This window comes from Gammaproteobacteria bacterium (assembly GCA_013696315.1).
In the GTDB taxonomy this organism is placed as follows: Bacteria; Pseudomonadota; Gammaproteobacteria; order JACCYU01; family JACCYU01; genus JACCYU01.
This window is the reverse complement of sequence record JACCYU010000232.1, coordinates 1-26,649: the sequence shown is the minus strand read 5'-3', so window position 1 is coordinate 26,649 and position 26,649 is coordinate 1. Positions and strand designations below refer to the sequence as shown.

The following is a 26,649-nucleotide window of genomic DNA, read 5'->3' as shown; positions in this document are numbered from 1 at the left end:
GGCAAAGTCTCAGTGCCGCGCTAGCCGCCAGTAATATAAAGTCATAATATGCTCATTGAGCCGGGTATCGCATCGAGCTAACTGCGTGCGCACACCGGGAGCCTGATCGCCTGCGCGCGCGCGTGCGCCGCCGGGGATGTCGGGCTGTAAGTCGCTGCGGCGCGAGGATCTGATGAACCATAACCGCCGCGGACATTGTCGTGAGCCCTGTGTTCGGACAGTGGTCCGAGGGGGCCGCTAGGCCTGAGAAGTCGAATAATCGTGAAAGGACGAATGACGATGCGCGATGAACCCAGCCGGTCAGGTGTGGGCATGGCGGCGGGGCGCATCGCGCCCAGCATTCTGTCGGCGGACTTCGCGCGGCTGGGCGAGGAAGTGCGCGCGCTGAGCGCGGCGGGCGCCGATCTCATCCACTTCGACGTGATGGATAATCACTACGTGCCCAATTTGACCATCGGCCCGCTCGTGTGCGCGGCGCTCCGCCCGCATGTCAAGCTGCCCATCGACGTGCACCTGATGGTCAAGCCGGTGGATCGCATCATTCCCGATTTCGCCAAGGCCGGCGCTGACATCATCAGCTTTCATCCCGAAGCGTCCGAGCACATCGATCGCACCATCGCATTGATTCACGATCACGGCTGCAAGGCCGGGCTGGTCTTTAATCCGGCCACGCCGCTAATGTACCTAAATCATATCCTGGAGCATCTGGACCTGGTGCTGATCATGTCCGTAAATCCCGGTTTCGGCGGCCAGACGTTCATTCCCGAAGCGCTCAACAAGCTCACCGCCGTGCGACGCCGGATCGACGCCACGGGGCGCGACATCTGGCTGGAAGTTGACGGCGGCGTCACCGCGGACAATATCGGCGGCATCGGGCGCGCGGGCGCTGACACATTCGTAGCGGGCTCGGCCATCTTCGGCGCCGGAGACTACACACGCGCAATCGGCAACCTGCGCGCCGCGCTGGCTGACAAGGAGCCGTCGGCGCGTGACTCCGACGCCGTAACCTGTGACCCTGGCGCGCGCCACGAAGGTTTGCGTTAGGGCGTCCGGTGCGACGCAGGGCGAGCAGAAACTGGCCCGCATGGCCGGTGCATTAGAAGCCGAGGTCATTCCGCAATTGATGCCGGCGCACGGGCCGGCTGCCAATGATGTGGACGTTCGTTCGTACTCCCCATGTTCGCCACGCGCGGCGCAATGTGTGTAGCCAGATTCAAGCAGCTATTGCCGTGCGGCCAGAGCATCGGTGCAGGCTCGCCACGCATGCCATTCTTCGTTATCATCACGACTTGAATCGCAACCGCTCAACGGCCCCGTTGCATCACGAAGCCGGTTCGCTAACCTCATAGTCCAGACGCTGAACGAATCCCGCTTCAGGGAGCCTATAAACATGCTTGAAAATTATCTGCCCATCCTTATTTTCATGGTTGTGGCGCTCGTGTTCGGCATCATACCTCTGGTGCTGGGATCGCTTGCCGGGCCCAGGCAACCGGGCAAAGACAAAGATTCGCCGTACGAATGCGGTTTCGAGGCGTTCGAGGACTCGCGCATGAAATTCGATGTGCGCTATTACCTGGTCGCCATCCTGTTCATCATTTTCGATCTGGAGATTGCATTCCTTTTTCCATGGGCGGTGGCGCTGGATTCGATCGGCCTGTTCGGTCTGGTCGCGATGGCGGTATTCTTAGGTGTTCTGGTGATCGGTTTCATCTATGAGTGGAAGAAAGGCGCGCTGGAGTGGGAATAAGGCATGGGCATAGAAGGCGTTCTCGATAAAGGTTTTGTCACCACCACGGCCGATCAGCTCATCAACTGGGCGCGTACCGGTTCGTTGTGGCCGGTGACGTTTGGCCTTGCCTGCTGCGCGGTGGAAATGATGCACGCCGGTGCGGCACGCTACGACATGGACCGCTTCGGCATGATTTTCCGTCCCAGTCCGCGCCAGTCCGACGTGATGATCGTGGCCGGCACACTGGTCAACAAGATGGCGCCCGCGCTACGCAAGGTGTACGACCAGATGGCGGACCCCAAATGGGTGATTTCAATGGGGTCGTGCGCCAATGGCGGCGGTTATTATCATTACTCCTACTCGGTGGTGCGCGGCTGCGACCGCATTGTGCCCGTAGACATCTATGTGCCGGGCTGTCCGCCAACCGCGGAAGCCCTGCTGTTCGGCATCCTGCAACTGCAAAACAAGATCAGGCGCACCAACACCATCGCGCGCTGATCGTTTGGCAAATCTCATGAGCGAACATCTCACGGCGCTTAAGACTGGTCTGCGCGAGCGCTTCGGCGACACGGTGCGGGATTGCGTGCTCGCTTACGACGAAATCAGCCTGACCCTGCTTCCGGCGGATTTATTGACGGTCGCGAAATCATTGCGCGACGAGGCCGATTTCCGCTTCGAGCAGTTGATCGACCTCGCCGGTGTGGATTATCTCGCCTACGGCGTGGATGAGTGGTCTACCGAAGAGGCCACCGGTCAAGGGTTCAGCCGTGGCGTCGAGCAAGAGAGCTACGCCCGCTTCAGTTTTGAAAACGCGCCCGCAACGGCCAAAAGCACGGGCCCGAGATTCGCGGTCGCATATCAATTGCTGTCGGTCAGTCACAATCAGCGGCTGCGCCTGAAAGTATTCTGCGAAAACGATGACTGGCCGATGGTGGATTCGGTCATCGGCGTGTGGGCCTCGGCCAACTGGTTCGAGCGCGAGGCGTTCGATTTGTACGGAATCGTGTTCGACGGGCATCCCGATCTGCGCAGGATTCTGACCGACTACGGTTTTATGGGACATCCGTTCCGCAAGGATTTTCCGTTGATCGGTACGGTCGAGATGCGCTATGACCCCGAGCAGGGCAGGGTCATTTATCAGCCGGTCACCATCGAACCCCGGGTGCTGGTGCCCAAAGTGATACGTGACGACCATCGCTACATCGAGAAGGTCGTCGAGGAGAAACCGCCCGGTGCCTGAGATTCGCAACTACACCATGAACTTCGGGCCACAGCATCCGTCCGCGCATGGTGTGCTGCGGCTGGTGCTGGAGCTCGATGGCGAGGTGATCCAGGGCGCGGACCCGCACATCGGCCTGCTGCACCGGGCGACGGAAAAGCTTGCGGAGAGCAAGCCGTACAACCAGAGCATCGGCTACATGGACCGGCTGGACTATGTGTCCATGATGTGCAACGAGCACGGCTACGTGCTGGCTATCGAGAAACTGTTGGGGATCGATCCGCCGCTGCGCGCGAGGTATATCCGCGTGATGTTCGACGAGATCACGCGGATTCTGAATCACCTGATGTGGCTGGGCGCGCACGCGCTGGACATCGGCGCGATGACCGTGTTCCTGTACGCTTTTCGCGAACGCGAAGACCTGATGGACTGCTACGAGGCGGTTTCCGGTGCGCGCATGCATGCGACGTATTACCGGCCCGGTGGCGTGTATCGCGATCTGCCGGATCGCATGCCGCAGTATCAGGCATCGCGCTGGCACGATGCGCAAGACACAATGCGGCTGAATGCCGCGCGCGGTGGCTCGCTGCTGGATTTCATCGAGGATTTCACTCGGCGCTTCCCGGCCTGCGTGGACGATTACGAAACCCTGCTGACCGACAACCGCATCTGGAAACAGCGTACGGTGTCCATCGGCGTGGTCTCACCGGAGCGCGCTCTGCAACTGGGCTTCACCGGTCCCATGCTGCGCGGTTCCGGCGTCGAGTGGGATCTGCGGCGCAAGCAGCCGTATGAAGTTTACGAGCAGATGAAATTCGACATTCCGATCGGTGTGAACGGTGACTGCTACGACCGTTATCTGGTACGCATCGAGGAGATGCGTCAGTCGAACGCGATTGTCAAACAGTGCATAGACTGGCTGCGCGAAAATCCTGGCCCGGTGATGCTGGACGAGCACAAGATCACGCCGCCCGCGCGCGAAGAGATGAAGGCCGATATGGAAGCCCTGATTCATCACTTCAAGCTGTTCACGGAAGGTTACTGCGTGCCAGCCGGCGAAGTGTACGCGGCGGTAGAAGCGCCCAAAGGCGAGTTCGGTTGTTACCTGATCTCTGATGGCGCCAACAAGCCGTACCGCGTGAAAATTCGCGCGCCGGGTTTTCCGCATCTGGCCGCGCTGGAAGAAATGGCCCGCGGACACATGCTTGCCGACGTGGTGGCGATCATCGGATCGCAGGATATTGTGTTCGGGGAGATCGATCGTTAATACGGACTCATGAATAATCAGATTTGCTCCAAACTTCCGCGGATGTTCATCTGATGCCGGCGCCGGGACAGATTCAGTTGTCCGAGCAGATGCGTGCCGAAATCGACGGCTGGGTGGCGCGTTTTCCGCCGGACAAGAAGCAGTCCGCCGTGCTGAATGCGTTGCGGGTGGTGCAGCGTGAGCATGGATGGCTGTCGACCGAAATGATGGATGCGGTGGCCGGATATCTAGACATGCCGCGAATCGCTGTGTACGAGGTCGCGACGTTTTATTCGATGTTCGAGCTTAAGCCGGTAGGCCGGCACTCGATTTCGGTTTGTACCAACGTGTCGTGCATGCTGCGCGGGTCGGATGAAATTGTCGCGCATCTGGAGAACAAACTGGGCATCAAGACCGGCGAAAGCACGCCGGATGGCCGCTTCTATTTGAAGCAGGAAGAAGAGTGTCTGGCCGCCTGCTGCGGCGCGCCGATGATGCAGATCGATCACGTGTATCATGAAAATCTCACCCCCGAACGGGTGGATTCGATATTGGAGAAACTGGATTCGTAATGGTTGGTATGCATGGCTAACGAGGTCTGTTTCGCAACCCTGAAATTCGATGAGCCGTGGACGTTAGCGAATTATCGAAAGGTCGGCGGCTACGAGGCGTGGCAGCGCATCCTGCATGACAAGGTTTCACGCGACGCCATCATCGAAGAAATCAAGGCATCGGGACTGCGCGGTCGGGGCGGCGCCGGTTTTTACACCGGCATGAAATGGAGCTTTATGCCCAAAGAAGCGCGCGGATCGAGTTATCTCGTGTGCAATTCGGACGAATCCGAACCCGGCACCTGCAAGGACCGCGATATTCTTCGTTTTAACCCGCACGCGCTGATCGAGGGCATGGCGATCGCCGCTTATGCCATGCACGTAACGGTGGGCTATAACTACCTGCGCGGCGAATTTCAGGACGAGGTCTATCGGCGCTTCAAGCACGCGCTGAACGAGGCTTATGCGGAAGGTTATCTGGGCAAAGACATTCTCGGTTCCGGCGTCGATTTCGAGCTTCACGATACCTTGGGCGCCGGCGCCTACATCTGCGGCGAGGAAACCGCGCTGCTGGAATCGCTGGAAGGCAACAAAGGCCTGCCGCGCTTCAAGCCGCCTTTTCCCGCAGGCTACGGCCTGTATGGACGGCCCACTACCATCAACAACACGGAAACCCTGGCTTCCGTGCCGGCGATTATGCGCAACGGCGCCAAATGGTTCGCCGACTTCGGCACCGAGAAGAGCGGCGGCGTGAAATGCTTTTCGGTGTCGGGTCACGTGGAGCGGCCCGGCAATTTCGAGATACCAATGCGCACGCCGTTTGCGGAATTGCTGGAGATGGCCGGCGGCATGCGCGGCGGACGCGCACTTAAGGCGGTAATCCCGGGCGGCTCGTCAGTGCCGGTGCTGCCGGGCGACGTGATGATGCAAACCCGCATGGACTACGATTCAATTGTCAAGGCCGGCTCGCTGCTGGGTTCCGGCGCGGTGATCGTGATGGACGACAGCACCGATATGGTGGAGGTTCTGCGCCGTATCTCGCGCTTTTATATGTCCGAATCCTGCGGCCAGTGCACGCCGTGCCGCGAAGGCACCGGCTGGTTGTATCGCATGCTCACGCGCATGGTGCGGGGACAGGGCGAACCCGCGGACCTCACCAAGCTCGTGGACGTGGCACGCAAGATCGAGGGCCGCACCATCTGCGCGCTGGGCGACGCGGCGGCGATGCCGGTGCGCAGTTTCATCAAGCATTTCCGCCACGAATTCGAACACTACATCGAACACGGCCGCAGCATCGTCGCCGATACACCGAAAGAGGCGGCGTGACTTTCCTCACGAAGGCGTCACGTCGCAAAGCGTACAGATTCCAATTTGTTGCTTTGTGTCTTTACGTCTCTGCGCGAACATTTAGCAAACATGCCTGACACGAATACCAAGCCTGTAGCGAGAGACGCTCACACAAGCGTCAACCTGGAAATCAACGGGCGGCCCGTAACCGCCCGCAAGGGCGAGATGATTATTTCGGTGGCGGATCGTTACGACATTCGCATTCCGCGTTTCTGTTACCACAAGAAGCTGTCCATCGCGGCCAACTGCCGCATGTGCTTGGTCGAGGTCGAAAAGGCGCCCAAGCCGGTGCCGGCCTGCGCCTTTCCGGTCGCCGACGGCATGAAGGTGCATACACAGTCGCGACTCGCCATCGACGCGCAGAAAGGCACGATGGAATTCCTGCTCATCAATCATCCGCTGGACTGCCCCATCTGCGATCAGGGCGGCGAGTGCGAGTTGCAGGATGTCGCCATGGGCTACGGCGAGGACGTCTCGCGCTACAACGAAAAGAAGCGGGTCGTACGGGACAAAAACATCGGGCCGCTGATCTCCACCGACATGACGCGCTGCATCCACTGCACTCGCTGCGTGCGCTTCGGCGAGGAGATTGCCGGCGTGCGTGAACTGGGTGCCACCGGCCGTGGCGAATTCATGGAGATTGGCACGTACATCGAAAAGGCCATGACTTCAGAGCTGTCCGGCAACGTGATCGACGTGTGCCCGGTGGGCGCGCTCAACGCCAAGCCATCGCGTTACAGCGGCCGCTCTTGGGAAATGGTTCAGCACGCGCTGATCGCGCCGCATGACTCTGTCGGTTCGCACCTCTATCTGCACACGTTGCGCGGCCGCGCGATGAGAGTGGTGCCGCGCGAAGACGAGTCGCTGAACGAGACCTGGATTTCGGACCGCGATCGCTTCAGCTATCAGGCGCTGGCGAGCAAGGATCGTCTGCTCGCACCCATGGTGAAGCACGCGGGGCAATGGGAAGTGACCGACTGGGAACAGGCCCTGCAGGCTGTGGCCGACGGTTTGCGTCAACAAGCCCCGGATGATATCGGAATTTTGACGGCGCCTAACGCGACCCTGGAAGAGCTTTATCTAATGCGTAAGATCGCGCGCGGTCTGGGCACGGATAATATCGATCATCGCCTGCGGCAATGCGATTTCAGCGATCAGGCCGCCGCCCCGCTGTTCCCGTGGCTGGGCCAGGCCGTCCCGGACCTTGAATGGCTGGACGCGGCCTTGCTGATCGGGTCCGACACGCGCCGTGAACAGCCGATCATCGCGCACCGGCTGCGCAAGGCGGCGGTCAAGGGCGCGCGGATCATGGCGCTCAATCCGCGCCAATTCGGTTTCAGTTTCGACCTGGCGGGGCACGTCGTTCGCGCGCCGGCGGATATGGCGTATGCGCTGGCTGGTGTGGCAAAAACAGTCCTGGAAAAAGCGAACGTGGACTCGCCGCCGCCGCTGCGTGAGGTGCTTGCCTCGGCCGAGCCAGACGAGGACGCGCGTGCCATCGCGGAAGAGCTTGCGGTAAATGGACAGAAGGCGATTCTGCTGGGCGGTCTCGCCGCCGCGCATCCGCAGTTCTCGCTGCTGCGCGCGCTCGCGTCTGTCATCGCGGATCACACCGGCAGCCGCTTCGGCTATCTGCCGGAGGCCGCCAACACGGCGGGTGCGTGGCTCGCGGGTGTGGTGCCGCACCGGCTGCCCGGCGGTAAGACAAACGAGCGACCCGGCATGCACGCACGCGCCATGCTGGAGGCGCCCCGCAAGGCGTATCTGCTGTTCGGCATGGAGCCCGAGTTCGATTGCGACGACCCAGCGCGCGCGCGTGCGGCGATGGATCAGTCCGCATTCGTGGCGGTCTGTTCGCCGTTCGCAAGCGACGCGATGCGTGAATACGCCGATGTGTTATTGCCGGTGGCGGCCTTCGCCGAGACCGCCGGCACGTTCGTCAATCTCGAAGGTCGCTGGCAAAGCTGGAATCAGGCGGCCAATGCGCCCGGTGAGACGCGGCAGGGCTGGAAAGTGCTTCGTGTGCTGGGCAATAACCTGAGTCTGCACGGGTTCGATTACGTCTCCGCCGAGCAGGTGCGCGACGAACTGAAAGCCCGCTTCGCCGCTGAGCTCGAATTTGATAACGCACTGACCTTGCAAACCGCGTTCAGTCTGACGAGACCAGCGCCCGGGCTGACGCGCGCGGCGGACGTACCCATGTACGCGCTGGACGCGGTCGTGCGCCGGGCAGAGGCGCTGCAGGCCACGCCGCACGCGAAGCCGGCCGCGTGTTACCTCGATCCGCGACAGGCTGAAACATTGTTGCTCAACGGCGTCGGGCGTGTGCGGGTATCGCAAGGAGAAAACGAGGCGATTCTGCCGCTGGTACTGGACGAGACCGTGCCGCTCAATGTCGCGTGGATACCCGCCGGTCTCGAAAGCGTTCGCACGTTGGGTGCGGCGTTCGGCGACGTCGTGCTGGAGCGAGCGTAAATGCTGGATTTATTATCCTCCGCCTGGGATGCGGTGCCGCCGGGCATCCAGACCACGAGCCTGATACTGACCAAGATCACGGCGATCCTGGTGCCGCTGATGCTCAGCGTCGCTTATCTCACCCTGGCCGAACGCAGGATAATAGGCTTTATGCAGGTGCGCATTGGCCCCAACCGCGTTGGATGGTACGGTTTGCTGCAACCGTTCGCGGACGCTCTCAAGCTCCTGTTCAAGGAAGTCATAGTCCCCAGCAGCGCCAGTCGCGCGCTGTTCCTGTCCGCGCCGGTATTATCCATCGCGCCGGCGCTGGCGGCTTGGGCTGTCATTCCGTTCGACGACGGCATTGTGCTGGCCGACATCAACGCCGGGCTTTTGTATATTCTGGCGCTCACTTCACTCAGCGTTTATGGCGTGATCATCGCTGGCTGGGCGTCGAATTCCAAATACGCGCTGTTGGGCGCGATGCGCTCGGCCGCACAGATAGTCGCCTACGAGATCGCCATGGGGTTCGCGCTGGTGGGCGTGCTGATGGCTTCCAATAGTCTCAATCTGGGCGAGATCGTGCTGGCGCAGCGGGGCAGTGTGCTGCACTGGTTCTGGTTGCCGCTGCTGCCGCTGTTCATGGTTTACTTTATTTCCGGCGTGGCGGAGACCAACCGCGCGCCGTTCGACGTGGCCGAAGGCGAGTCTGAGATCGTGGCGGGCTTCCATGTGGAATATTCCGGCATGGGTTTTGCGATTTTCTTCATGGCCGAGTACGCCAATATCATTCTGATCTCAGCACTTGCCGCGCTGCTGTTCTGGGGTGGCTGGCTCTCGCCGCTCGAAGGCATTTTTCCGGCCACGGTGTTCGGATGGCCCGTGATTGGCTGGCTGCTGGGACCGGGCATTCACTGGTTTTTGCTCAAGGCCGCGTTTTTTATTTTCTGTTTTCTGTGGTTGCGCGCGACGTTTCCGCGTTACCGTTACGACCAGATCATGCGTCTGGGCTGGAAGGTACTGATCCCGGTGACCCTGGTGTGGCTGTTCGTCGAAGGCGTGGCTGTGGCCGTTAATCTGGGACCCTGGTTCGATTAATGCCCCACCCTTATGGAGGAGATTAGATGACTGCTAATATCCGCGACTACTTCAACAGCTTTACCCTGCGTGAGTTGTTCAGGGGGATGCGGTTGACGGGCAGGCGCCTGTTCTCACCCAAAGTGACCGTGCAGTATCCGGAGGAGAAAACGCCGCAGTCGCCGCGGTTTCGCGGCTTGCACGCTCTGCGGCGCTATCCGAATGGCGAGGAGCGCTGTATCGCTTGCAAGCTCTGCGAGGCGGTGTGTCCGGCGCTCGCGATCACCATCGCATCGCAACAGCGCGAGGATGGCACCCGGCGCACCACCTTGTACGATATTGATTTGTTCAAGTGCATCTACTGCGGTTTCTGCGAGGAATCCTGTCCGGTTGACGCCATCGTCGAGACGCGCATCTTCGAGTATCACTTCGAGAATCGCGGCGAAAACGTGATTCACAAGGACCAACTGCTGGCGATCGGCGACAAGTACGAAGCGCAACTTGCCGCGGATCGCGCGGCCGATGCGCGCTATCGCTAATTCAAACTGGGCCGCGAAGTACGCGAAGTGAACTTGTTCATCAGGGTTACAGTGTTTCGTTGCGAATGGCCAATTGGCTCGCAGTTTGGAGGTCTTTTGCACTCGGTAATTCAATAATTCGTCATGTAGAAGCAATCTTTGAATCTACATTCCTTTGCGCCCTTCGCGTACTTCGCGGACTTAATCGATGACATTCCAGCAATTTGTTTTTTACATCTTCGCCGCCATCATGCTGTTCGCGGCGGCGCGCATGATCACGGTTCGCAATCCGGTGCACGCAGCGTTGTTTCTGGTGCTGACCTTCTTCACCAGTGCGGCGCTGTGGATGCTGATGGAGGCGGAGTTCCTCGCCATCGCGCTGGTGCTAGTCTACGTGGGCGCGGTAATGGTGCTGTTTCTGTTCGTGGTGATGATGCTCGATATCAACATCGCGCAGCTGCGTTCCGGATTTACGCAATACCTGCCGCTGGGACTGGTCGTGGCCGCGGTTATGGTCATCGAGATGACGCTCATCGTCGGTTCGGAGACATTCAACCGCACGCGGCCGTCGTCCGCGCTCGGCGATGTCAGCAATACCGAGGCGCTGGGGCGGGTGCTGTACACGGAATATGTCTACCCCTTCGAGATCGCGGCGGTGATTCTGCTGGTCGCGATTATCGCCGCGATCTCCCTGACTTTGCGCCGTCGACCGGAGAACAAGTATCAGGACCCGGCCGCGCAGATCGGCGCGCGCAGGGCCGGACGCGTGCGGCTGGTCAGCATGCCGAGTGAGCCGCGCGTCGCGCGCAAGTGATGTTCGCGCAAAGACGCTAAGCCGCAAAGCACTAAAAGGCAATAAGGTTTTCCGCAGTGAATCGAAAAAAGCACGCGCGCGTCGATAACTTTGCGTCTTTGCGTCTTTGCGCGAGGAGTGGTGCGTGATCCCGCTTTCCAATTTTCTCATCCTCGGCGCGATCCTGTTTTCGTTGAGCGTGGCGGGCATCTTTCTGAACCGCAAAAACGTGATCGTGCTGCTCATGTCGATCGAGCTGATGCTGCTGGCGGTCAACATGAATTTTATCGCGTTCTCATACTACGCCAACGATATCGCGGGTCAGGTGTTCGTGTTCTTCATCCTCACGGTGGCGGCGGCGGAGTCCGCGATCGGGCTCGCGATCCTCGTGGTTCTGTTCCGCAACCGCGAGACGATCAACGTGCAGGACCTGGATCAGATGAAGGGCTAGCAGGTGTCATTCAAGATCTGGTTCACCGCAAGTACGCAGAGGTCGCAAAGAAAATCGATGAATGATTTAAGGTTTGCCTTGGCGTCCTTTGCGCGTTCGCAGTTAACGCCGCTCGATTGCGGACGCTAAGGTATGGAGCTCGTTTATCTGATCATCGCGTTTGCGCCGCTGCTGGCCGCGATCGTCGCCGGGCTGTTCGGCACACGAATCGGCCGGACCGGCGCGCATTCGGTGACCATCGGCGCGATCGGCCTGTCGTTTCTGCTGTCGCTGGTGGCGTTCTGGCATATCGCCATCAACGGCGCGCCCGTGTTCAACGAATCGATCTACACCTGGATGGTCTCGGACGGCATCCGTTTCGAGATGGGTTTTCTGATCGACAATCTGACCGCGCTGATGATGACGGTCGTCACCTTCGTGTCGTTGATGGTGCACGTGTACACGATCGGCTACATGCACGACGACCCCGGTTATCAGCGATTCTTCAGCTACATCTCGCTATTCACCTTCTCCATGCTGATGCTGGTGATGAGCAACAATTTTTTGCAGTTGTTTTTCGGCTGGGAAGCGGTGGGGCTGGTGTCGTATCTGCTGATCGGTTTCTGGTACACGCGCGAGAGCGCAATCCGCGCGAACCTGAAAGCGTTCCTGGTTAACCGGGTCGGCGACTTCGGCTTCGTGCTGGGCATCGCGGCGATCGTCGCCTACACCGGCAGCCTCGACTATTTCGCGGTGTTCGGGCAGGCGCAAGCCCTAGCGGGCGAGACCATTGCCGTGCTACCGGGCGCCGATTGGTCGCTGGTGACGGTCATCTGTATTCTCTTGTTCATCGGCGCGATGGGCAAGTCCGCGCAGATGCCGCTGCACGTGTGGCTGCCCGATTCGATGGAAGGCCCAACGCCGATTTCCGCACTGATCCATGCCGCGACCATGGTGACCGCGGGCATTTTCATGGTCGCGCGCATGTCGCCGCTGTACGAGTTCTCGGAGACGGCGCTGTCGTTCGTCATGGTGATCGGCGCGCTGACCGCGTTTCTCATGGGGCTGGTCGGCATCGTTCAGAACGACATCAAACGCGTGGTGGCGTATTCCACGCTCTCGCAGCTCGGTTATATGACCGTCGCCCTTGGCGCGTCGGCCTACGCCGCCGGCATTTTCCATCTGATGACGCACGCATTTTTCAAGGCGTTGCTGTTCCTGGCCGCGGGATCGGTAATCGTCGCCCTGCATCACGAGCAGGACATCCGCCGCATGGGTGGTCTGAAAAAGTACATGCCGGTCACGTACTGGACGGCGCTCTCGGCTTCGCTGGCGCTGATTGGCTTTCCCGGGTTTTCGGGATTCTTCTCCAAGGACGCCATCATCGAGGCCGTGCACGCCTCGCATCTGCCGGGTTCGGGCCTGGCGTACTGGCTGGTGCTGACCGGCGTGTTCGTTACCGCGTTGTATACATTCCGGATGTTCTTTCTCGTGTTTCATGGGCCGGAGCGCATCGATCCACACCTCAAGGCGCACCTGCACGAATCGCCGCGCGTGATCACCTGGCCGCTGATGGCGCTCGCGCTGCCGTCCGTGATCGCGGGTTTCGTGATCGGGCCGCTCCTGTTCGGCGGATTTTTCGATGACGCAATTCAAGTGGCTCCCGCGCATGACGTGCTGGGCGAACTCGCGCACCACTATCACGGCGTGCTGAGTTATATCCTGCATGGGCTTACTGCGCCGCCGGTGTGGCTGGCGCTCGCGGGCCTTGCCACGGCCTGGTGGCTTTATATCCAGCGGCCTGATCTGCCGGCGGTGATCGAGCGGCGCTTTTTCTGGGCGAGCGCTATTTTGCAGCGCAAATACGGCTTCGACGAATTCAACGAGCACGTCCTCGTCGGCGGCGGCCGCGGGCTCGCGCATGTGCTGTGGCGGGCGGGCGACGTGAGCATCATCGATGGCGCGATGGTCAATGGCACCGCGCGCATGGTCGGCTGGCTCTCGGGACGGGCGCGCCTCGCGCAGACCGGTTATCTTTATCACTATGCGTTCGTGATGATTATTGGCTTGCTGCTGCTGTTGAGCGCGTTTGCCTTTGTCTAACGACCCGTTCATCGACGCTGCCATTTCCTCCTGTTTAAAAAGGATGCTGACTTTCCCTCCTTTTAAAAAGGATGCTGACTTTCTCCCCTTTGGAAAAGGTGGGGGGATTTCATGAGTGCTTCAATACCTCTTCTAAGCCTGGTCATCTGGCTGCCGATTTTCGGCGGTGTCGCCGCGCTGGTGGCGGGCGATCAAGCGCCGGACACCGCGCGTCGCGTGGCGCTGGGTGCATCGGTGGTGACCTTCCTCTTGAGCATTCCGCTCTTCACCGGCTTCGATCGCGCCACGCCGCTGATGCAGTTCGTCGAGCTCACGCCCTGGGTCGATACGTTCAATATCAACTATCACGTTGGCGTGGACGGCATTTCCATGCCGTTGATCCTGCTCACCACGTTTACGACCGTGCTTGTCGTGATCGCCGGCTGGGGAGTAATCCAGCGTCGCGTGGCGCAATACATGGCCGCGTTTCTGATTCTCGAAGGACTTCTGGTGGGGACGTTTGTCGCGCTGGACGCGGTGCTGTTCTACGTATTTTTCGAAGGCATGCTGATCCCGATGTTCCTGATCATCGGCATCTGGGGCGGCGAGCGACGCATCTACGCGACGATCAAGTTCTTTCTTTACACCTTTCTGGGTTCGGTGTTCATGCTGGTGGCGCTGATCTACATGTACGCACAAACCGGCAGTTTCGCGATCCTGGATTTTCATCGGCTGCCGTTAAGCCTGACGGAGCAGACGCTGATCTTCCTGGCATTTCTGGCCGCGTTCGCCGTGAAAGTGCCGATGTGGCCGGTGCACACCTGGCTGCCCGACGCGCACGTGGAGGCGCCCACCGGCGGTTCGGTTATCCTGGCGGCGATCCTGCTGAAGATCGGCGGGTACGGCTTTCTGCGCTTCAGCCTGCCCATCGCGCCGGACGCGAGCGCGGCGCTGGACTGGCTGATCATTCTGATGTCCTTGATCGCGGTGGTTTACATAGGTTTCGTGGCGCTGGCGCAGCAGGACATGAAAAAGCTGATTGCATATTCTTCTATCGCCCACATGGGTTTCGTAACCCTGGGTTTTTTTCTCGTCTTCCGTTTGCTGGACGCCTCGAACAGCGGGCAGGGCGCGGCGCTGGGTGTCGAGGGCGGCATCACGCAGATGGTATCGCACGGCTTCGTCTCGGGCGCGATGTTTCTGTGCGTGGGCGTGCTGTACGATCGCATGCACAGCCGCAGCATCGCCGACTACGGCGGCGTGGTGAACACCATGCCGGTGTTCGCGTCGTTTTTCGTGCTGTTCGCCATGGCCAACGCCGGTTTGCCCGGCACCTCCGGCTTTGTTGGCGAATTCATGGTGATACTCGCGAGCTTCAAGGCCGGCTTCTGGTATGCGCTGCTGGCTGCGACCATCCTGGTGCTGGGCGCGGCCTATACCTTGTGGATGGTCAAGCGGGTGGTGTTCGGGCCGGTGGCCAATGAGCACGTGGCGGCGCTAAGCGACCTCAACCAGCGCGAATTTCTGATCCTGGGGCTGCTGGCGGCGGTCGTGCTGCTGCTGGGTGTGTGGCCGGCGCCGCTGCTGGACGTGATGCACTCTTCGGTGGAGAACCTCCTGCGGCACGTGGCGGTATCGAAACTATGAACGCACGAATGTCCGCGAAAAACGCAAATGACGCCAATAAGTGAATGATATGATTTTGCACCCTTCGCGTACTTCGCGGACCCAATCGTTAGCAATATGAATATCGTGATACCCGACTTCGCGCCGGCCGCGCCGGAGATCTTCGTGCTTGCGGCAGGATGCGTCATTCTGGTCGCGGATCTGTTTCTCAAGGACGCGCAGCGTGATGTGACTTACTGGCTTACGCAGATCAGTCTGGTCGGTGCGCTGTTGATTACCTGGGCAGTGTACGATCCACGCGCGCAGCCGACGTTCGGCGGCAGCTACGTGGCCGATCATCTGGCGATGGTGTTGAAGTCATTCGTGTATCTGGTGACCGCCACGACATTCGTCTATTCGCGCGACTATCTGAAAGAACGCGACTTGTTCAAGGGCGAATACTGCGTGCTCGGTCTGTTCGGCATGCTGGGCACCATGGTCATGATTTCCGCCCATAGTTTCATCACCATTTATCTCGGTCTGGAGTTGCTGTCGCTGTGCCTGTACGCGATGGTGGCGCTGGATCGCGACTCGGATCAGGCCAGCGAGGCAGCCATGAAATACTTCGTGCTGGGCGCCATCGCCTCCGGCATGCTGCTGTATGGGATGTCGATACTGTATGGACTCACCGGCAGCCTCGTCATTCCCGAAGTCGCGCGCGAGCTGGTCGCCGGTGAGGTGAATGTGGCGCTGCTGTTCGGCCTGTCGTTCGTGATAGTCGGGCTCGCGTTCAAGCTGGGTGCGGCGCCATTTCACATGTGGCTGCCGGATGTCTATCACGGTGCGCCCACCTCGGTAACGTTGTATATCGGCACGATTTCCAAGGTCGCCGCGTTCGCGATGTTCATGCGCCTGCTGGCCGACGGTCTTGGAGGTTTGCAATCCGACTGGCAGGGCATGCTCGCGCTGCTGGCGGCGCTGTCGATCGGGCTGGGTAACGTGGTCGCCATCGCGCAATCGAACCTCAAGCGCATGCTGGCGTATTCCGCGATCTCGCACGTAGGTTTTGTGCTGCTGGGCATCCTCGCGGGCACTAGGCAAGGCTATGCCGCCGCGATGTTCTACATGCTGGTGTATTCGTTGATGGCGCTGGGTGCGTTCGGCATGATCCTGTGGCTAAGCGAGCGCGGCTTCGAGGCCGAGAACCTGGACGACTTCAAGGGCCTCAGCGCGCGCAGCCCCTGGTTCGCGTTCATGATGCTGCTGCTGATGTTCGCCATGACCGGCGTGCCGTTGACCGTCGGGTTTTACGCGAAGCTGTCCGTACTGCAGGCGGTGATCCAGGTCGACATGGTGTGGCTCGCGGTCTACGCGGTGGTGTTCTCGATCGTGGGCGCGTTTTACTATCTGCGCGTGGTCTGGTTCATGTACTTCACCGAAGCGGAGACCGACAGGCCGCTCTCCAGCAACCCGGTTATGAACGTCGCGCTCAGCATCAACGGGCTTTCGATGCTCGGGCTGTTTCTTTTCCCCGGTGGTTTGATGTCGCTGTGCGCGATGGCCGTCGGCGGCCGGTGAAGCCGAACCGCGGCAGCGAGGCCACGCCGTGTCAGCACGCAGTTGGTGCCGAATTATCTGGCAGGCGATGTGCCTTGAAATAGACAGTTGGGATAAGTACACTTGCCGGCTTAGGATTCGGGTCTTACCTTTTGATGCGGGGTGGAGCAGTCCGGTAGCTCGTCGGGCTCATAACCCGAAGGTCGCAGGTTCGAATCCTGCCCCCGCTACCATTTGAAGTTTCGACAATGTCCGTCAAAGTTCTTAAGCCCGCAGAAACGTGGGTTTTTTTATGCCCGCAGTGTCCGCGGCAGTTCACAGAAGTCCGTTGACATCCAACCCGGCTAACAAACCTTGAGGCAAACTCATGAACCAGAATCACGCGACACGGGGGCGGCATCCGGAATACAGTCTTCCCTCTCTGCTTGCAATCGGCGCGGCTATCGCCAGCTTTTTCTTCGGAGCCTTCCTGGGGTTTGCGCTCGCGATCGCCGCAATCGTACTGGGTGTCATTGGCATGGTGCTGGCTGCCGCACCGAGCATCCGCGGCGGCATCATCAGTATCATGTCGATCGTCGCGGGACTGCTCGGCATTATCGCGGCGGTGTTCAAGCTGCTCTTCTAGTCCCAGCGAAAACTACGCATCGCGCTTGTGACGCACGCTCCCCATGGTCGCAGCGCATAGTCCAGCAACGACATTCGTTATAAGCGCGATGACGATAAGCAAAGTCACGCTACAATCCTGTATGTCTCTGGGACTTGTTCACGCACACGACCCGCGTATCCGTTGCTGTTCTGGGAAAAAGAGGCGATGGCTCGAGATAAGAGACCTGTCGCCAGACAGATTGGGTGACAGGCATCTATCACTTATCGCTAAAACGGACCCTTCGCATAAGTGAGTCGAGGCTGCTAAAAACACGATGGACAAATCGGGTTTAAGCGAACGCGACATCTGCACAAAATTCATCACGCCCGCCTTGCGGCGCGCGGGCTGGGATGAAATGTCGCAGATACGGGAAGAGGTGAGTTTCACCAGGGGCCGCATCATCGTGCGCGGCAAGCTCGTCAGCCGTGGCAAGGGCAAGCGCGCTGACTTCTCTATTACAGGCCGAACATCCGGCTGGCTCTGATCGAGGCAAAAGACAACTCCTCCGGCGTAAGCGAGGGCATGCAGCAAGGCCTCGAATATGCGGAAACGCTTGGCATACCGTTCGTTTTTTCGTCGAACGGTGACGGCTTCATGTTCCATGATCGCACATCGATCGGCGGCGCCAGCGAGACCCACCTCGCTCTTGATGCCTTCCCGTCGCCGGCCGATCTGTGGACACGCTATCGCGTGTGGAAGGGCTTGACACCAGAAACCGAGGAAATGGTCCTTCAACACTACTACGACGACGGTAGTGGCAAGGCACCGCGCTATTATCAAGTCAACGCCATCAATGCCGCGGTCGAGGCAATCGCCAAAGGGCAGAACCGCATCCTGCTGGTGATGGCGACCGGCACTGGCAAGACCTACACCGCCTTTCAGATTATCTGGCGATTGTGGAAAGCGGGCCGCAAGAAACGCATTCTGTTTCTGGCCGACCGCAATGTCCTGATCGACCAGACCATGGTCAATGACTTTCGGCCGTTTGGCGGCAAGATGGCCAAGCTCTCGACCAAAGCCAGGACCATCGATCGCGCTGATGGCGCCAAAATTGACCTCACTCTGGCCCTGGACAAAAAACGCCGGATCGACCCTGCATACGAGATTTATCTGGGTCTGTATCAGGCGATTACCGGCCCGGAGGAAAGGCAAAAGCTGTTTCGCGAGTTCTCGCCCGGTTTCTTCGATCTGATCGTGATTGATGAGTGTCATCGCGGCAGTGCAGCGGAGGATTCAGCGTGGCGTGAAATCCTCGAATACTTTTCAAACGCCACCCAAATCGGCCTGACCGCCACGCCCAACGAGACGAAATATGTTTCCAACATTCATTATTTCGGCGACCCGGTTTATTCGTATTCCCTGAAGCAGGGCATCCGCGACGGCTTTCTTGCTCCGTACAAGGTGGTCAAGGTCCACATCGACAGGGATGTGGAGGGTTACCGGCCCGAAAAAGGTCAGCTCGACCGCGTGGGCGAGGAGGTCGCGGATCGCGTTTACAACGCCAGAGATTTTGATCGCACGCTGGTTCTGGACGAACGGACAAAACTGGTCGCGAGAAAGGTCACCGAGTTTCTGAAGGAGAGTGGCGATCGCTTTCAGAAAGCCATCGTATTCTGCGTCGATCAGGAGCATGCGGCGCGGATGCGTCAGGCGCTGACGAATGAGAACGGTGACTTGTGCGCCGAGAATCACCGCTACGTCATGCGCATCACCGGCAACGACAAGGAGGGGCAGGACCAGCTCGGCAATTTTATCGATCCGGAAGCCAGATATCCCGTGCTGGTCACCACTTCGCGACTTCTTTCGACCGGCATCGATGTGCAGACCTGCAGGCTGATCGTGCTTGATCGCGAGGTGCGCTCGATGACCGAGTTCAAGCAGATCGTCGGCCGTGGCACGCGTGTACATGAGGACACCCGCAAGTTCTATTTCACGCTCATCGACTTTCGCGGTGCGACCAGTCATTTTGCGGAGCCAGAGTTCGACGGCGAACCGGTGCAGATTTACGGGCCGGGCGAGGACGAGCCAATGGCGCCGCCTGACGATGTGCCTCCGTCCGATCAAGAGGGCGAGACCTTTCCAGCCCAGCCAGATGCAGATGAAACGATCATCGATGATCTGACTGACCTAGGCTCGCCCGACAGTCGCAAGAAAAAGAAGGTCTACGTGGAAGGCGTCAGCGCAGTCATCGTCGCTGAGCGCATCGAATACCTCGACGAGGACGGCAAGCTCGTAACCGAGAGTCTGCGCGATTTCACGAAAAAGGCGTTGACGAAACGATACGCGAGCCTCGACGACTTCAGGCGCTGGAAAACCAGCCGGCGCAAGCAGGCAATTCTCGAAGAACTTGAGGCAGAAGGGCTGCCACTCGCACAAATCGCCGAAGAACTGGGTAAAGACGTCGATCCGTTCGATTTCATATGCCACATTGCGTTCGACGCGAAACCGCTCACTCGACGTGAACGGGCCGCGAACGTAAAAAAGCGCGATGCCCTCGCAAGGTACGGCGATCAGGCGCGCGCGGTGCTCGACGGGCTGCTCGCCAAGTACGCGGACGAGGGCGTGCTCAACTTCGACGACAAAAATGTGCTGCGTATCTCGCCGTTCACAAGCCCGGGCACGCCTTTGCAGCTCATCAAATCCTTTGGCGGTCAGGCTGAATACGAGCAGGCCACGACTGAGTTACAGGAAGCCCTCTACGAGGAGGCGGTATAACCTAGGCAAATCTCAAGCAGCAGCTTATAGAGTCTTGCATAAGTACTTAACAAATAAAGCTGTCATCCTGAGCGCAGCGAAGGATCTCGGAGTGAAGCATCTGGTTTTCCCTCGGAAACTGGAGATTCTTCGGCCGGAGTTTATCCCGTTCGCAAGCTCAGGGCAGGCCTTGAGCAAAGCGAAGGGGCCTCAGAATGACAAGTTACTCAACCTGTTAACGATCTACGCAACTGTCAATAGCCTCGCGTCCCTATATCCGCGAACCACACCAGCCGACCATGTCTGCCCGCACAACCGTTAAAGCCATTCAGGACATCATGCGCCAGGATGTCGGCGTCGATGGCGACGCCCAGCGCATCAGCCAGCTTTGCTGGATGTTCTTCCTCAAGATCATCGATGACCAGGACCAGGAATTCGAAGTCATGCGCGGTAGCTACTGCTCGCCAGCTCCTGAAGAGCCGCAATGGCGATCACGGGCGGCGGACCCGGAAGGAATCACCGGCGACGCGCTTCTGGAGTTCATTCCCGGCGTAGGCGTCTTCGAATACATCCCTTACTACACGGCGGCGGTCGCCGGGCCTGCCAGATTCTCAACAACCTTCAGTCGGCCGGCAACGCGGGCGAGTTCTACACGCCACGCGCCGTGACGGCCTTCATGGCCGACCGCATCGACCCAAAGCCCAGCGAGATACTGCTCGATCCCGCTTGCGGCACCGGCGGCTTTCTTACCTGTGCAATCGGCCATATGCGCAAGCGTCACGTCAGGCGGCCCGAGGATGAGACGAACATGCAGGCCGCCCTGCGCGCGGTGGAGAAGAAGCAGCTTCCCCACATGCTGTGCGTCACCAACATGCTGCTACACGGCATCGAGGACCCGAGCTTCGTTCGTCATGACAATACGCTTCGCCGCGCCTTGGTCAGTTGGACGAAGGACGAGCGCGTCGACATCGTGCTCACCAATCCGCCCTTTGGAGGGAAAGAAGAAGACGGCATCGAGAACGGCTTTCCAACATTCCGCACCAAGGAAACCGCAGAGCTGTTCCTGGCGCTGATCGTGCGCCTGCTGAAACAGGACGGCCGCGCCGCCGTCGTGCTGCCGGATGGCACGCTGTTTGGCGAGGGCGTCAAGACGCGGCTGAAGGAACACCTGATGGAGGAGTGCAACCTCCACACATCGTCCGCCTGCCCAATTCCGTGTTCAAGCCCTATGCCTCGATCGGCACCAACCTTCTATTTTTCGAGAAGGGCGCGCCGACAAGAGACATCTGGTTCTGGGAGCACCATGTTCCGCAAGGACAGAAAGCCTATTCGATGACCAAGCCGATCCGCTTCGCGCATCTGCAGGGCTGCATCGACTGGTGGGGCGGTAACGCGCGCCAGGATCGCCAGGTGTCGCCGCAGGCGTGGAATGTGACGGCGGAGGAGGTGAAGGCGCGCGGCTACAACCTCGATATCAAGAACCCGCACGCGGTGGCCGACGACCACGGCGACCCGGAAACGCTGCTGGCCGACCTCGCCGCCGCCGAGGCCGAGACGGCGCGCTATCGCGACCAGTTGAAGGCGATCCTCGCCGAGGCGCTCACCCGTTGAATGGTGAAATGGAAAACTACGCTAGCACGGCGATTGGAGGCCACCATGCACGCGGATATCGCTGAGAAGCGGGATGAGTTGATTGCGCTCTGCCGGCGCTATGACGTGGCGCGGCTTGAAGTGTTTGGTTCGGCCGCGCGGGGAGTCGATTTCGATCCCGCCACCAGCGACGCAGATTTTCTTGTGGAGTTCATCCCTGATAGCCGGATGGCTTCGCTGGCGCAGTTTTTCGATCTTGCCGAGGCGCTGGAACGGCTTTTTGGGCGGCGGGTCGATCTGGTGGAGCGTAAGACGTTGGATCAAAGCCGAAACTACATTCGCCGCCGCAGTATCCTGAAGGACGCTCAACCTGTTTATGGGTGACCTATCTATGGCCGCGCGTGCGGAAAAGGATCAATCGCTTCTGCTCGACATGCTGCTCGCCCCCGCAGGATGCGCGCGACTTCGTGGCCGGTATGGACGAAGCAACGTTCTGCACGAGCCGCCTGCACCAGAACGCGGTGATCCGCTCGCTGGAAGTGATCGGCGAGGCTGCCAGCCACGTCTCGCCTGAGTTTCGGGCGGCGCACCCGGAAATCCCCTGGCGCGAGATCACCGGGATGTGCCACCGGCTGATTCACGGTTATGCCGAGGAGGATCTGGACATTGTCTGGTCAGTGGTCACAGAAGAGCTCGGCCCTCTGATCGCCACACTGTCACCGCTCATTCCCTCTGAAGGCGCGCCCGAGGCGTGAACGCCGAACGCCTGCTGGCCCACTATGAACGCGTTGTGGACGCGCCCGACGCAATTGCGCGGCTGCGCCGCTTCATTCTCGATCTGGCCGTGCGCGGCCAGCTGGTGCCGCAGGATGTGAACGACGAACCGGCGTCGGAATTGCTGAAGCGGATCGCGAAGGAGAAGGCGCGGCTGGTGAAGACGGGTGAGCTTCGCAAGCCGCGTGACCTTGATAGCGGCAACGACCTCGACGAGCCTTTCGCGATCCCGGTGACGTGGAGATGGGTGCGGCTTGATGCAGTCGGCGCAATCGTTGGCGGCGGCACGCCACCGGCCGCCGATGCTGACAACTTCGCAGAGCCCGGCGAGGGCGTTCCGTGGCTGCCGCCGGCTGATCTTGGTGGCTACTCACACCTCTACATCTCGCGAGGTTCCCGCGATCTGTCGGAAAAGGGATCGCGGGCTTCATCGGCAACCGTCATGCCGAAGGGCACGGTGTTGTTCACCAGCCGGGCACCGATCGGCTACGTTGCCATCGCCGCCAATCCAATTTCGACCAATCAGGGCTTCAAGTCGATCGTTCCCTACATCGCGGACTGCTCGCGCTTCATCGCAACCGCAATGAGGGCATTCGCGCCAGAGATCGACGCCAATGCGCCGGGCACCACGTTCAAGGAAGTGTCGGGCAAGATCGTCGCTGCAATTCCTTTTCCCCTCCCACCGCTCGCCGAGCAGCACCGCATCGTCGCCAAGGTCGATGAGTTGATGGCGTTGTGCGACCGGCTGGAGGCGGCGCGGGGAAGCCGCGAGGCGACGCGCAACCGGCTGGCGGCGGCGAGCCTCGCCCGCCTCAACGCGCCCGATCCCGAAAGCTTCCAGGCCGACGCCCGCTTCGCGCTCGACGCGCTGCCGGCCCTCACCACACGCCCCGACCAGATCAAGCAACTCCGCCAGACCATCCTCAACCTCGCCGTACGCGGCAAGCTCGTGCCGCAGGATGCGAGCGACGGACCGGCGTCAGAACTGCTGAAGCGGATCGCGAAGGAAAAGGCGCGTCTGGTCAAAGAGGGAAAGGCCAAGCGCCAAGAACTCCAGCCGGAACCCGACTTGGACCATGCCCCATTCGCCCCGCCTCTAGGATGGGAGTGGGGACGCTTCCCCGAACTTGGCACATTCGGCAGAGGCAAATCGAAACACCGCCCTCGCAACGATCCGGCGCTCTTCGTTGGCGGCACGCATCTGATGATCCAAACGGGTGACGTTGCGCGATCACAGGGCGCCATCGAGACCTACACGAGTAAATACAACGACTTCGGTTTGTCGCAGAGCTTCAAATGGCGAAGAGGGGCGCTTTGTATCACCATCGCGGCCAATATCGCGGACAGCGGGATATTGGGCTTCGATGCTTGTTTCCCCGATAGTGTCGTCGGGTTTGTTCCTGCGTCGATGTTCGAGAATGCGAGATACTTTGAATATTTCGTTCGAACCGCCAAAGCGAACCTCCTAGAGTTCGCGCCCGCAACGGCTCAAAAGAATATCAATCTCGAGATCCTGATTTCGGTTCTGATTCCCCTCCAGCCTCTCGCCGAACAACACCGCATCGTCGCCAAGGTCGATGATCTGATGGCGTTGTGCGACCGGCTGGAGGCGAGCCTTGACCTTGCCACCGCCACCCGCCGTCGCCTGCTCGCAGCCGTTCTCGCCGAGGTTCTGGCTCAGGGCGAAAGCGACACGCATACAAGCCCCGAAGAGGTCACCAGGCCAGCTCGGGTGGCGGCGGCTGAATGAGTGCGTGATCATCTACTTGACGCAAGGTAAGTAATGCCTTATCCTATGTTTATAGGGATATTTCGCGCTTTTTAGGTTTGTCTTTTTCACGCGCGACTTCCTTAGCCTTCTCTCGAACCTTCTTAGGGAAAAGGCGCTTGATAGTCTCTTCGGTCGTTAAGTCAGTAACAGGCTTTTTTTGCTTTGACATAGGTACTCACATGGCCGTTGTGGTTGCTAAGAAAAAACCATCCGAACCCAAACAAGAAATCAACTTGGTAAAGCTCATAGAGGAGTTTGGCAGCGAGGATAAGTGTCGCGAGTATCTAAAAGAGCTTCGCTGGCCGAATGCCATTGACTGCCCACGTTGCGCCGGCAAAGTCATTTCGACAATCGCTAAGCGTAACCAATACGATTGTGATTCATGCCGCTACCAATTCTCTGTTACTGCCGGTTCGATCTTCCACGACAGCCACCTTCCGTTGTGGAAATGGTTTCTGACCATTTACATGATGACAGAATCCAGAAAAGGCGTATCTGCTAATCAAGTTAAACGCACGCTCGGCGTTTCTTACAAAACAGCATGGTATCTCTGTCATCGTATTAGAGCCGCCATGAGCGAAGTTTCCGAGCCTACGCTTAGAGGCCGAATCAAAGTCGATGAGACGTACATCGGCGGCGAGACCACAGGTAAAGGACGCGGATACAAAGGCAATAAAACTATCGTCGTTGGCGTTATCGAACGCGGCGGCAAGATTCGCCTTCAGGTTGTTAAAGGCCGTGACCGTAAATCTCTGCACGCCTTTATCAAGGAACATGTCGCGCCAGACGCGGAAGTTATCTATACCGATGATTGGGCGGCATATGGCGGTATTGCAGATGACGACACACGCCATGAGACGGTGAATCACAGCATCAAAGAATATGTGCGTGGTGACGTTCATACAAATAGCATTGAGAACGTTTGGAGCCTTCTCAAGCGTGCTGTCGCTGGTTCTTACCACAACATCAGTGCGAAACATCTGGATGCCTACCTCGACGAAATGGAATGGCGTTTCAATAACAGGGACAACGCTTGGTTATTCAGAGACACTATCAATAAGCTCATCAATTCAGGAAAACTTGAGTACAAAGAGTTAATCTCCGTCTAACACGCATTCCGAGATTTGCCATTTACTAAGAAACCAGTAGCACGCCTCTCATGCGCAATGCGCTTGATCGGTGAAATGATATTTAACTGACCTGATTTTCTTTCGGCATAATACGTCCACCCGATAAGGGGTGTGCTTTCATACCTGAATAGGTAACGCAGATTGTCCTTACTAGGACCATATGCAATTTCTAAGTCTATATGTCCTTTCGGCAGATCATGCCCAAGCTCTATATCTGGCAGAGTCGCGAGCGAAAATAGTTGAATAGATTTTGCGTGAACAATATTGACTTGTTCTTCCATACTCCGAGTCGGGGTCCTTCCTTGGACTGAGTGTGTGACACGCCTTAAGCTATAGAAAACAGTTTGCTCGCTATGATTACGAAGCGTACATTTTAAAGTTAGGTTCGTGAGTTTATGCAGCTTCTCTGAACCGTCTAGGCCCACTACGCCAACATCCATGATGCCAACTCCATCAATTGAAATTTGTTGGAAAATCGTTGCACGTTTTCTTACTTGAAGAATGAAAGAAAGCGCCATCATCGCAAAGGCGAAACCTACAACGGCACCCAGCGGCACCCATGCCCAGTACCCGCCTACAATAGGGGGCAGAGCGCCGCTCACAATTCCGATCCCTGCCGGAAATCCAAAAACTTGATGAGCGAATCCAAGTCGCCCGGTAAGCCGATAAAATCCAAGCAAATATTAATAATTCGACGCATGCCCTAGCATAATTCTTATACGGCCTTGCATCAAGTATACGATCGCTAATGAGTGTCCGTCATGCACCTATCGTCGTGGCTTGCCATAACCGCCGCCGCCCGGCGTCTCTATGACGAAGATATCGCCCGGCTCCATCGGCGCGGAGGCTATGTGTTCGAGCACCTCCGTGCGACCGTCGGCGCGCTCGATCCGGTTGTTGCCAGGCGCACCGGGCAGGCCGCCGGCCACGCCGAAGGCAGGTACGCGCCGACCGTTCGACAGGATCGACGCCGTCATTTGCTCCAGAAAGCGCACGCGCCGCACGGCGCCGTCGCCGCCGCGATGATTGCCGTCGCCGCCCGATCCTTTGCGGATCGCGAAGCTTTCGAGCCTTACCGGCAAGCGGAATTCAAGCACTTCGGGATCGGTCAGGCGCGAGTTGGTCATGTGCGTCTGCACGACGCTCGTGCCGTCGAAGTCGGGCCCTGCGCCGGAGCCGCCCGCGATCGTCTCGTAATACTGGTGGCGGTCGTTGCCGAAGTTGAAGTTGTTCATCGTCCCTTGCGCCGGGGCCAGCGCGTTCAGCGCCCCGAACAGCGTGTCGGTCACCGCCTGGCTCGTCTCGACGTTGCCGGCCACCACCGCGGCGGGGTATTTCGGCGACAGCATCGAGTTTTCTCCGAACACGATCTCGATGGGCTTCAGGCAGCCGGCGTTCATCGGAATGTTGTCGTTGACCATGCAGCGGAACACGTA

Annotated in this window: 21 protein-coding genes, 1 tRNA gene and 3 pseudogenes; 23 read left to right on the top strand and 2 right to left on the bottom strand. The window is 59.1% G+C overall.

Annotated features, from left to right (window positions below; all coding sequences use genetic code 11):
• The first annotated feature begins 312 nt into the window (after positions 1-312).
• The 23 genes and pseudogenes from rpe (at position 313) to H0V34_13620 (ending at position 25,192) form a co-directional block, all read left to right on the top strand.
• On the top strand, positions 313-1,044 hold the full coding sequence (gene rpe / locus H0V34_13730) for a ribulose-phosphate 3-epimerase (protein MBA2492700.1): 732 nt from the start codon (positions 313-315) through the stop codon (positions 1,042-1,044).
• A gap of 346 nt (positions 1,045-1,390) precedes the next feature.
• Positions 1,391-1,747, top strand: coding sequence for an NADH-quinone oxidoreductase subunit A (locus H0V34_13725; GenBank protein MBA2492699.1), 357 nt, complete (start codon positions 1,391-1,393; stop codon positions 1,745-1,747).
• A 3-nt stretch (positions 1,748-1,750) separates the two neighbouring features.
• Positions 1,751-2,227: an NADH-quinone oxidoreductase subunit B gene (locus H0V34_13720; GenBank protein MBA2492698.1), complete on the top strand. Its 477-nt coding sequence runs from the start codon at positions 1,751-1,753 to the stop codon at positions 2,225-2,227.
• 16 nt (positions 2,228-2,243) lie between these two features.
• The gene (locus H0V34_13715; protein MBA2492697.1) at positions 2,244-2,969 is read left to right on the top strand and encodes an NADH-quinone oxidoreductase subunit C; all 726 of its coding nucleotides are present in this window, start codon (positions 2,244-2,246) and stop codon (positions 2,967-2,969) included.
• The gene (locus tag H0V34_13710; protein ID MBA2492696.1) at positions 2,962-4,215 is read left to right on the top strand and encodes an NADH-quinone oxidoreductase subunit D; all 1,254 of its coding nucleotides are present in this window, start codon (positions 2,962-2,964) and stop codon (positions 4,213-4,215) included. Before H0V34_13715 ends, H0V34_13710 begins: the two co-directional genes overlap by 8 nt.
• Positions 4,216-4,268: 53 nt before the next feature.
• Positions 4,269-4,766, top strand: coding sequence for an NADH-quinone oxidoreductase subunit NuoE (nuoE, locus tag H0V34_13705; GenBank protein MBA2492695.1), 498 nt, complete (start codon positions 4,269-4,271; stop codon positions 4,764-4,766).
• Between the two features lie 12 nt (positions 4,767-4,778).
• Positions 4,779-6,071 carry an NADH-quinone oxidoreductase subunit NuoF gene (nuoF, locus tag H0V34_13700; GenBank protein MBA2492694.1) on the top strand — a complete coding sequence of 431 codons (1,293 nt, stop codon included), beginning with the start codon at positions 4,779-4,781 and terminating at the stop codon, positions 6,069-6,071.
• 90 nt (positions 6,072-6,161) lie between these two features.
• Positions 6,162-8,567, top strand: coding sequence for an NADH-quinone oxidoreductase subunit G (locus H0V34_13695; protein ID MBA2492693.1), 2,406 nt, complete (start codon positions 6,162-6,164; stop codon positions 8,565-8,567).
• Complete coding sequence (nuoH, locus tag H0V34_13690; protein MBA2492692.1) at positions 8,568-9,644, top strand: NADH-quinone oxidoreductase subunit NuoH; 1,077 nt, start codon at positions 8,568-8,570, stop codon at positions 9,642-9,644. It begins immediately after the preceding gene.
• A gap of 26 nt (positions 9,645-9,670) precedes the next feature.
• Positions 9,671-10,162, top strand: coding sequence for an NADH-quinone oxidoreductase subunit NuoI (nuoI, locus tag H0V34_13685; GenBank protein ID MBA2492691.1), 492 nt, complete (start codon positions 9,671-9,673; stop codon positions 10,160-10,162).
• A 187-nt stretch (positions 10,163-10,349) separates the two neighbouring features.
• Positions 10,350-10,955, top strand: coding sequence for an NADH-quinone oxidoreductase subunit J (locus H0V34_13680; GenBank protein MBA2492690.1), 606 nt, complete (start codon positions 10,350-10,352; stop codon positions 10,953-10,955).
• A gap of 124 nt (positions 10,956-11,079) precedes the next feature.
• Positions 11,080-11,385: an NADH-quinone oxidoreductase subunit NuoK gene (gene nuoK, locus H0V34_13675; protein ID MBA2492689.1), complete on the top strand. Its 306-nt coding sequence runs from the start codon at positions 11,080-11,082 to the stop codon at positions 11,383-11,385.
• Between the two features lie 132 nt (positions 11,386-11,517).
• Positions 11,518-13,467, top strand: a complete 1,950-nt coding sequence (gene nuoL, locus H0V34_13670; protein MBA2492688.1) for an NADH-quinone oxidoreductase subunit L — start codon at positions 11,518-11,520, stop codon at positions 13,465-13,467.
• Between the two features lie 111 nt (positions 13,468-13,578).
• Positions 13,579-15,093 (top strand): NADH-quinone oxidoreductase subunit M, encoded by a 1,515-nt coding sequence (locus tag H0V34_13665; GenBank protein MBA2492687.1) that lies wholly within the window; start codon positions 13,579-13,581, stop codon positions 15,091-15,093.
• 96 nt (positions 15,094-15,189) lie between these two features.
• Positions 15,190-16,629, top strand: a complete 1,440-nt coding sequence (gene nuoN / locus H0V34_13660) for an NADH-quinone oxidoreductase subunit NuoN (protein MBA2492686.1) — start codon at positions 15,190-15,192, stop codon at positions 16,627-16,629.
• Positions 16,630-16,764: 135 nt separating this feature from the next.
• Positions 16,765-16,841: transfer RNA gene (locus tag H0V34_13655), tRNA-Met, on the top strand.
• A gap of 134 nt (positions 16,842-16,975) precedes the next feature.
• Positions 16,976-17,233, top strand: a complete 258-nt coding sequence (locus tag H0V34_13650; GenBank protein ID MBA2492685.1) for a hypothetical protein — start codon at positions 16,976-16,978, stop codon at positions 17,231-17,233.
• 295 nt (positions 17,234-17,528) lie between these two features.
• A pseudogene (locus H0V34_13645) lies at positions 17,529-19,969 on the top strand (DEAD/DEAH box helicase family protein).
• 278 nt (positions 19,970-20,247) lie between these two features.
• A pseudogene (locus tag H0V34_13640) lies at positions 20,248-21,559 on the top strand (N-6 DNA methylase).
• Positions 21,560-21,604: 45 nt separating this feature from the next.
• Positions 21,605-21,922 carry a nucleotidyltransferase domain-containing protein gene (locus H0V34_13635; protein MBA2492684.1) on the top strand — a complete coding sequence of 106 codons (318 nt, stop codon included), beginning with the start codon at positions 21,605-21,607 and terminating at the stop codon, positions 21,920-21,922.
• A 7-nt stretch (positions 21,923-21,929) separates the two neighbouring features.
• Positions 21,930-22,293, top strand: a pseudogene (locus tag H0V34_13630) (DUF86 domain-containing protein).
• Positions 22,290-24,062, top strand: a complete 1,773-nt coding sequence (locus tag H0V34_13625; protein ID MBA2492683.1) for a restriction endonuclease subunit S — start codon at positions 22,290-22,292, stop codon at positions 24,060-24,062. Before H0V34_13630 ends, H0V34_13625 begins: the two are co-directional and overlap by 4 nt.
• A 200-nt stretch (positions 24,063-24,262) precedes the next feature.
• On the top strand, positions 24,263-25,192 hold the full coding sequence (locus H0V34_13620) for an IS1595 family transposase (protein ID MBA2492682.1): 930 nt from the start codon (positions 24,263-24,265) through the stop codon (positions 25,190-25,192).
• Here H0V34_13620 and H0V34_13615 read toward each other — a convergent pair.
• Positions 25,189-25,815 (bottom strand): hypothetical protein, encoded by a 627-nt coding sequence (locus H0V34_13615; GenBank protein ID MBA2492681.1) that lies wholly within the window; start codon positions 25,813-25,815, stop codon positions 25,189-25,191. The genes H0V34_13620 and H0V34_13615 overlap by 4 nt on opposite strands.
• Before the next feature lie 165 nt (positions 25,816-25,980).
• Positions 25,981-26,649 (bottom strand): hydantoinase B/oxoprolinase family protein (locus H0V34_13610; protein MBA2492680.1); only part of this gene is annotated, 669 nt, incomplete at its 5' end.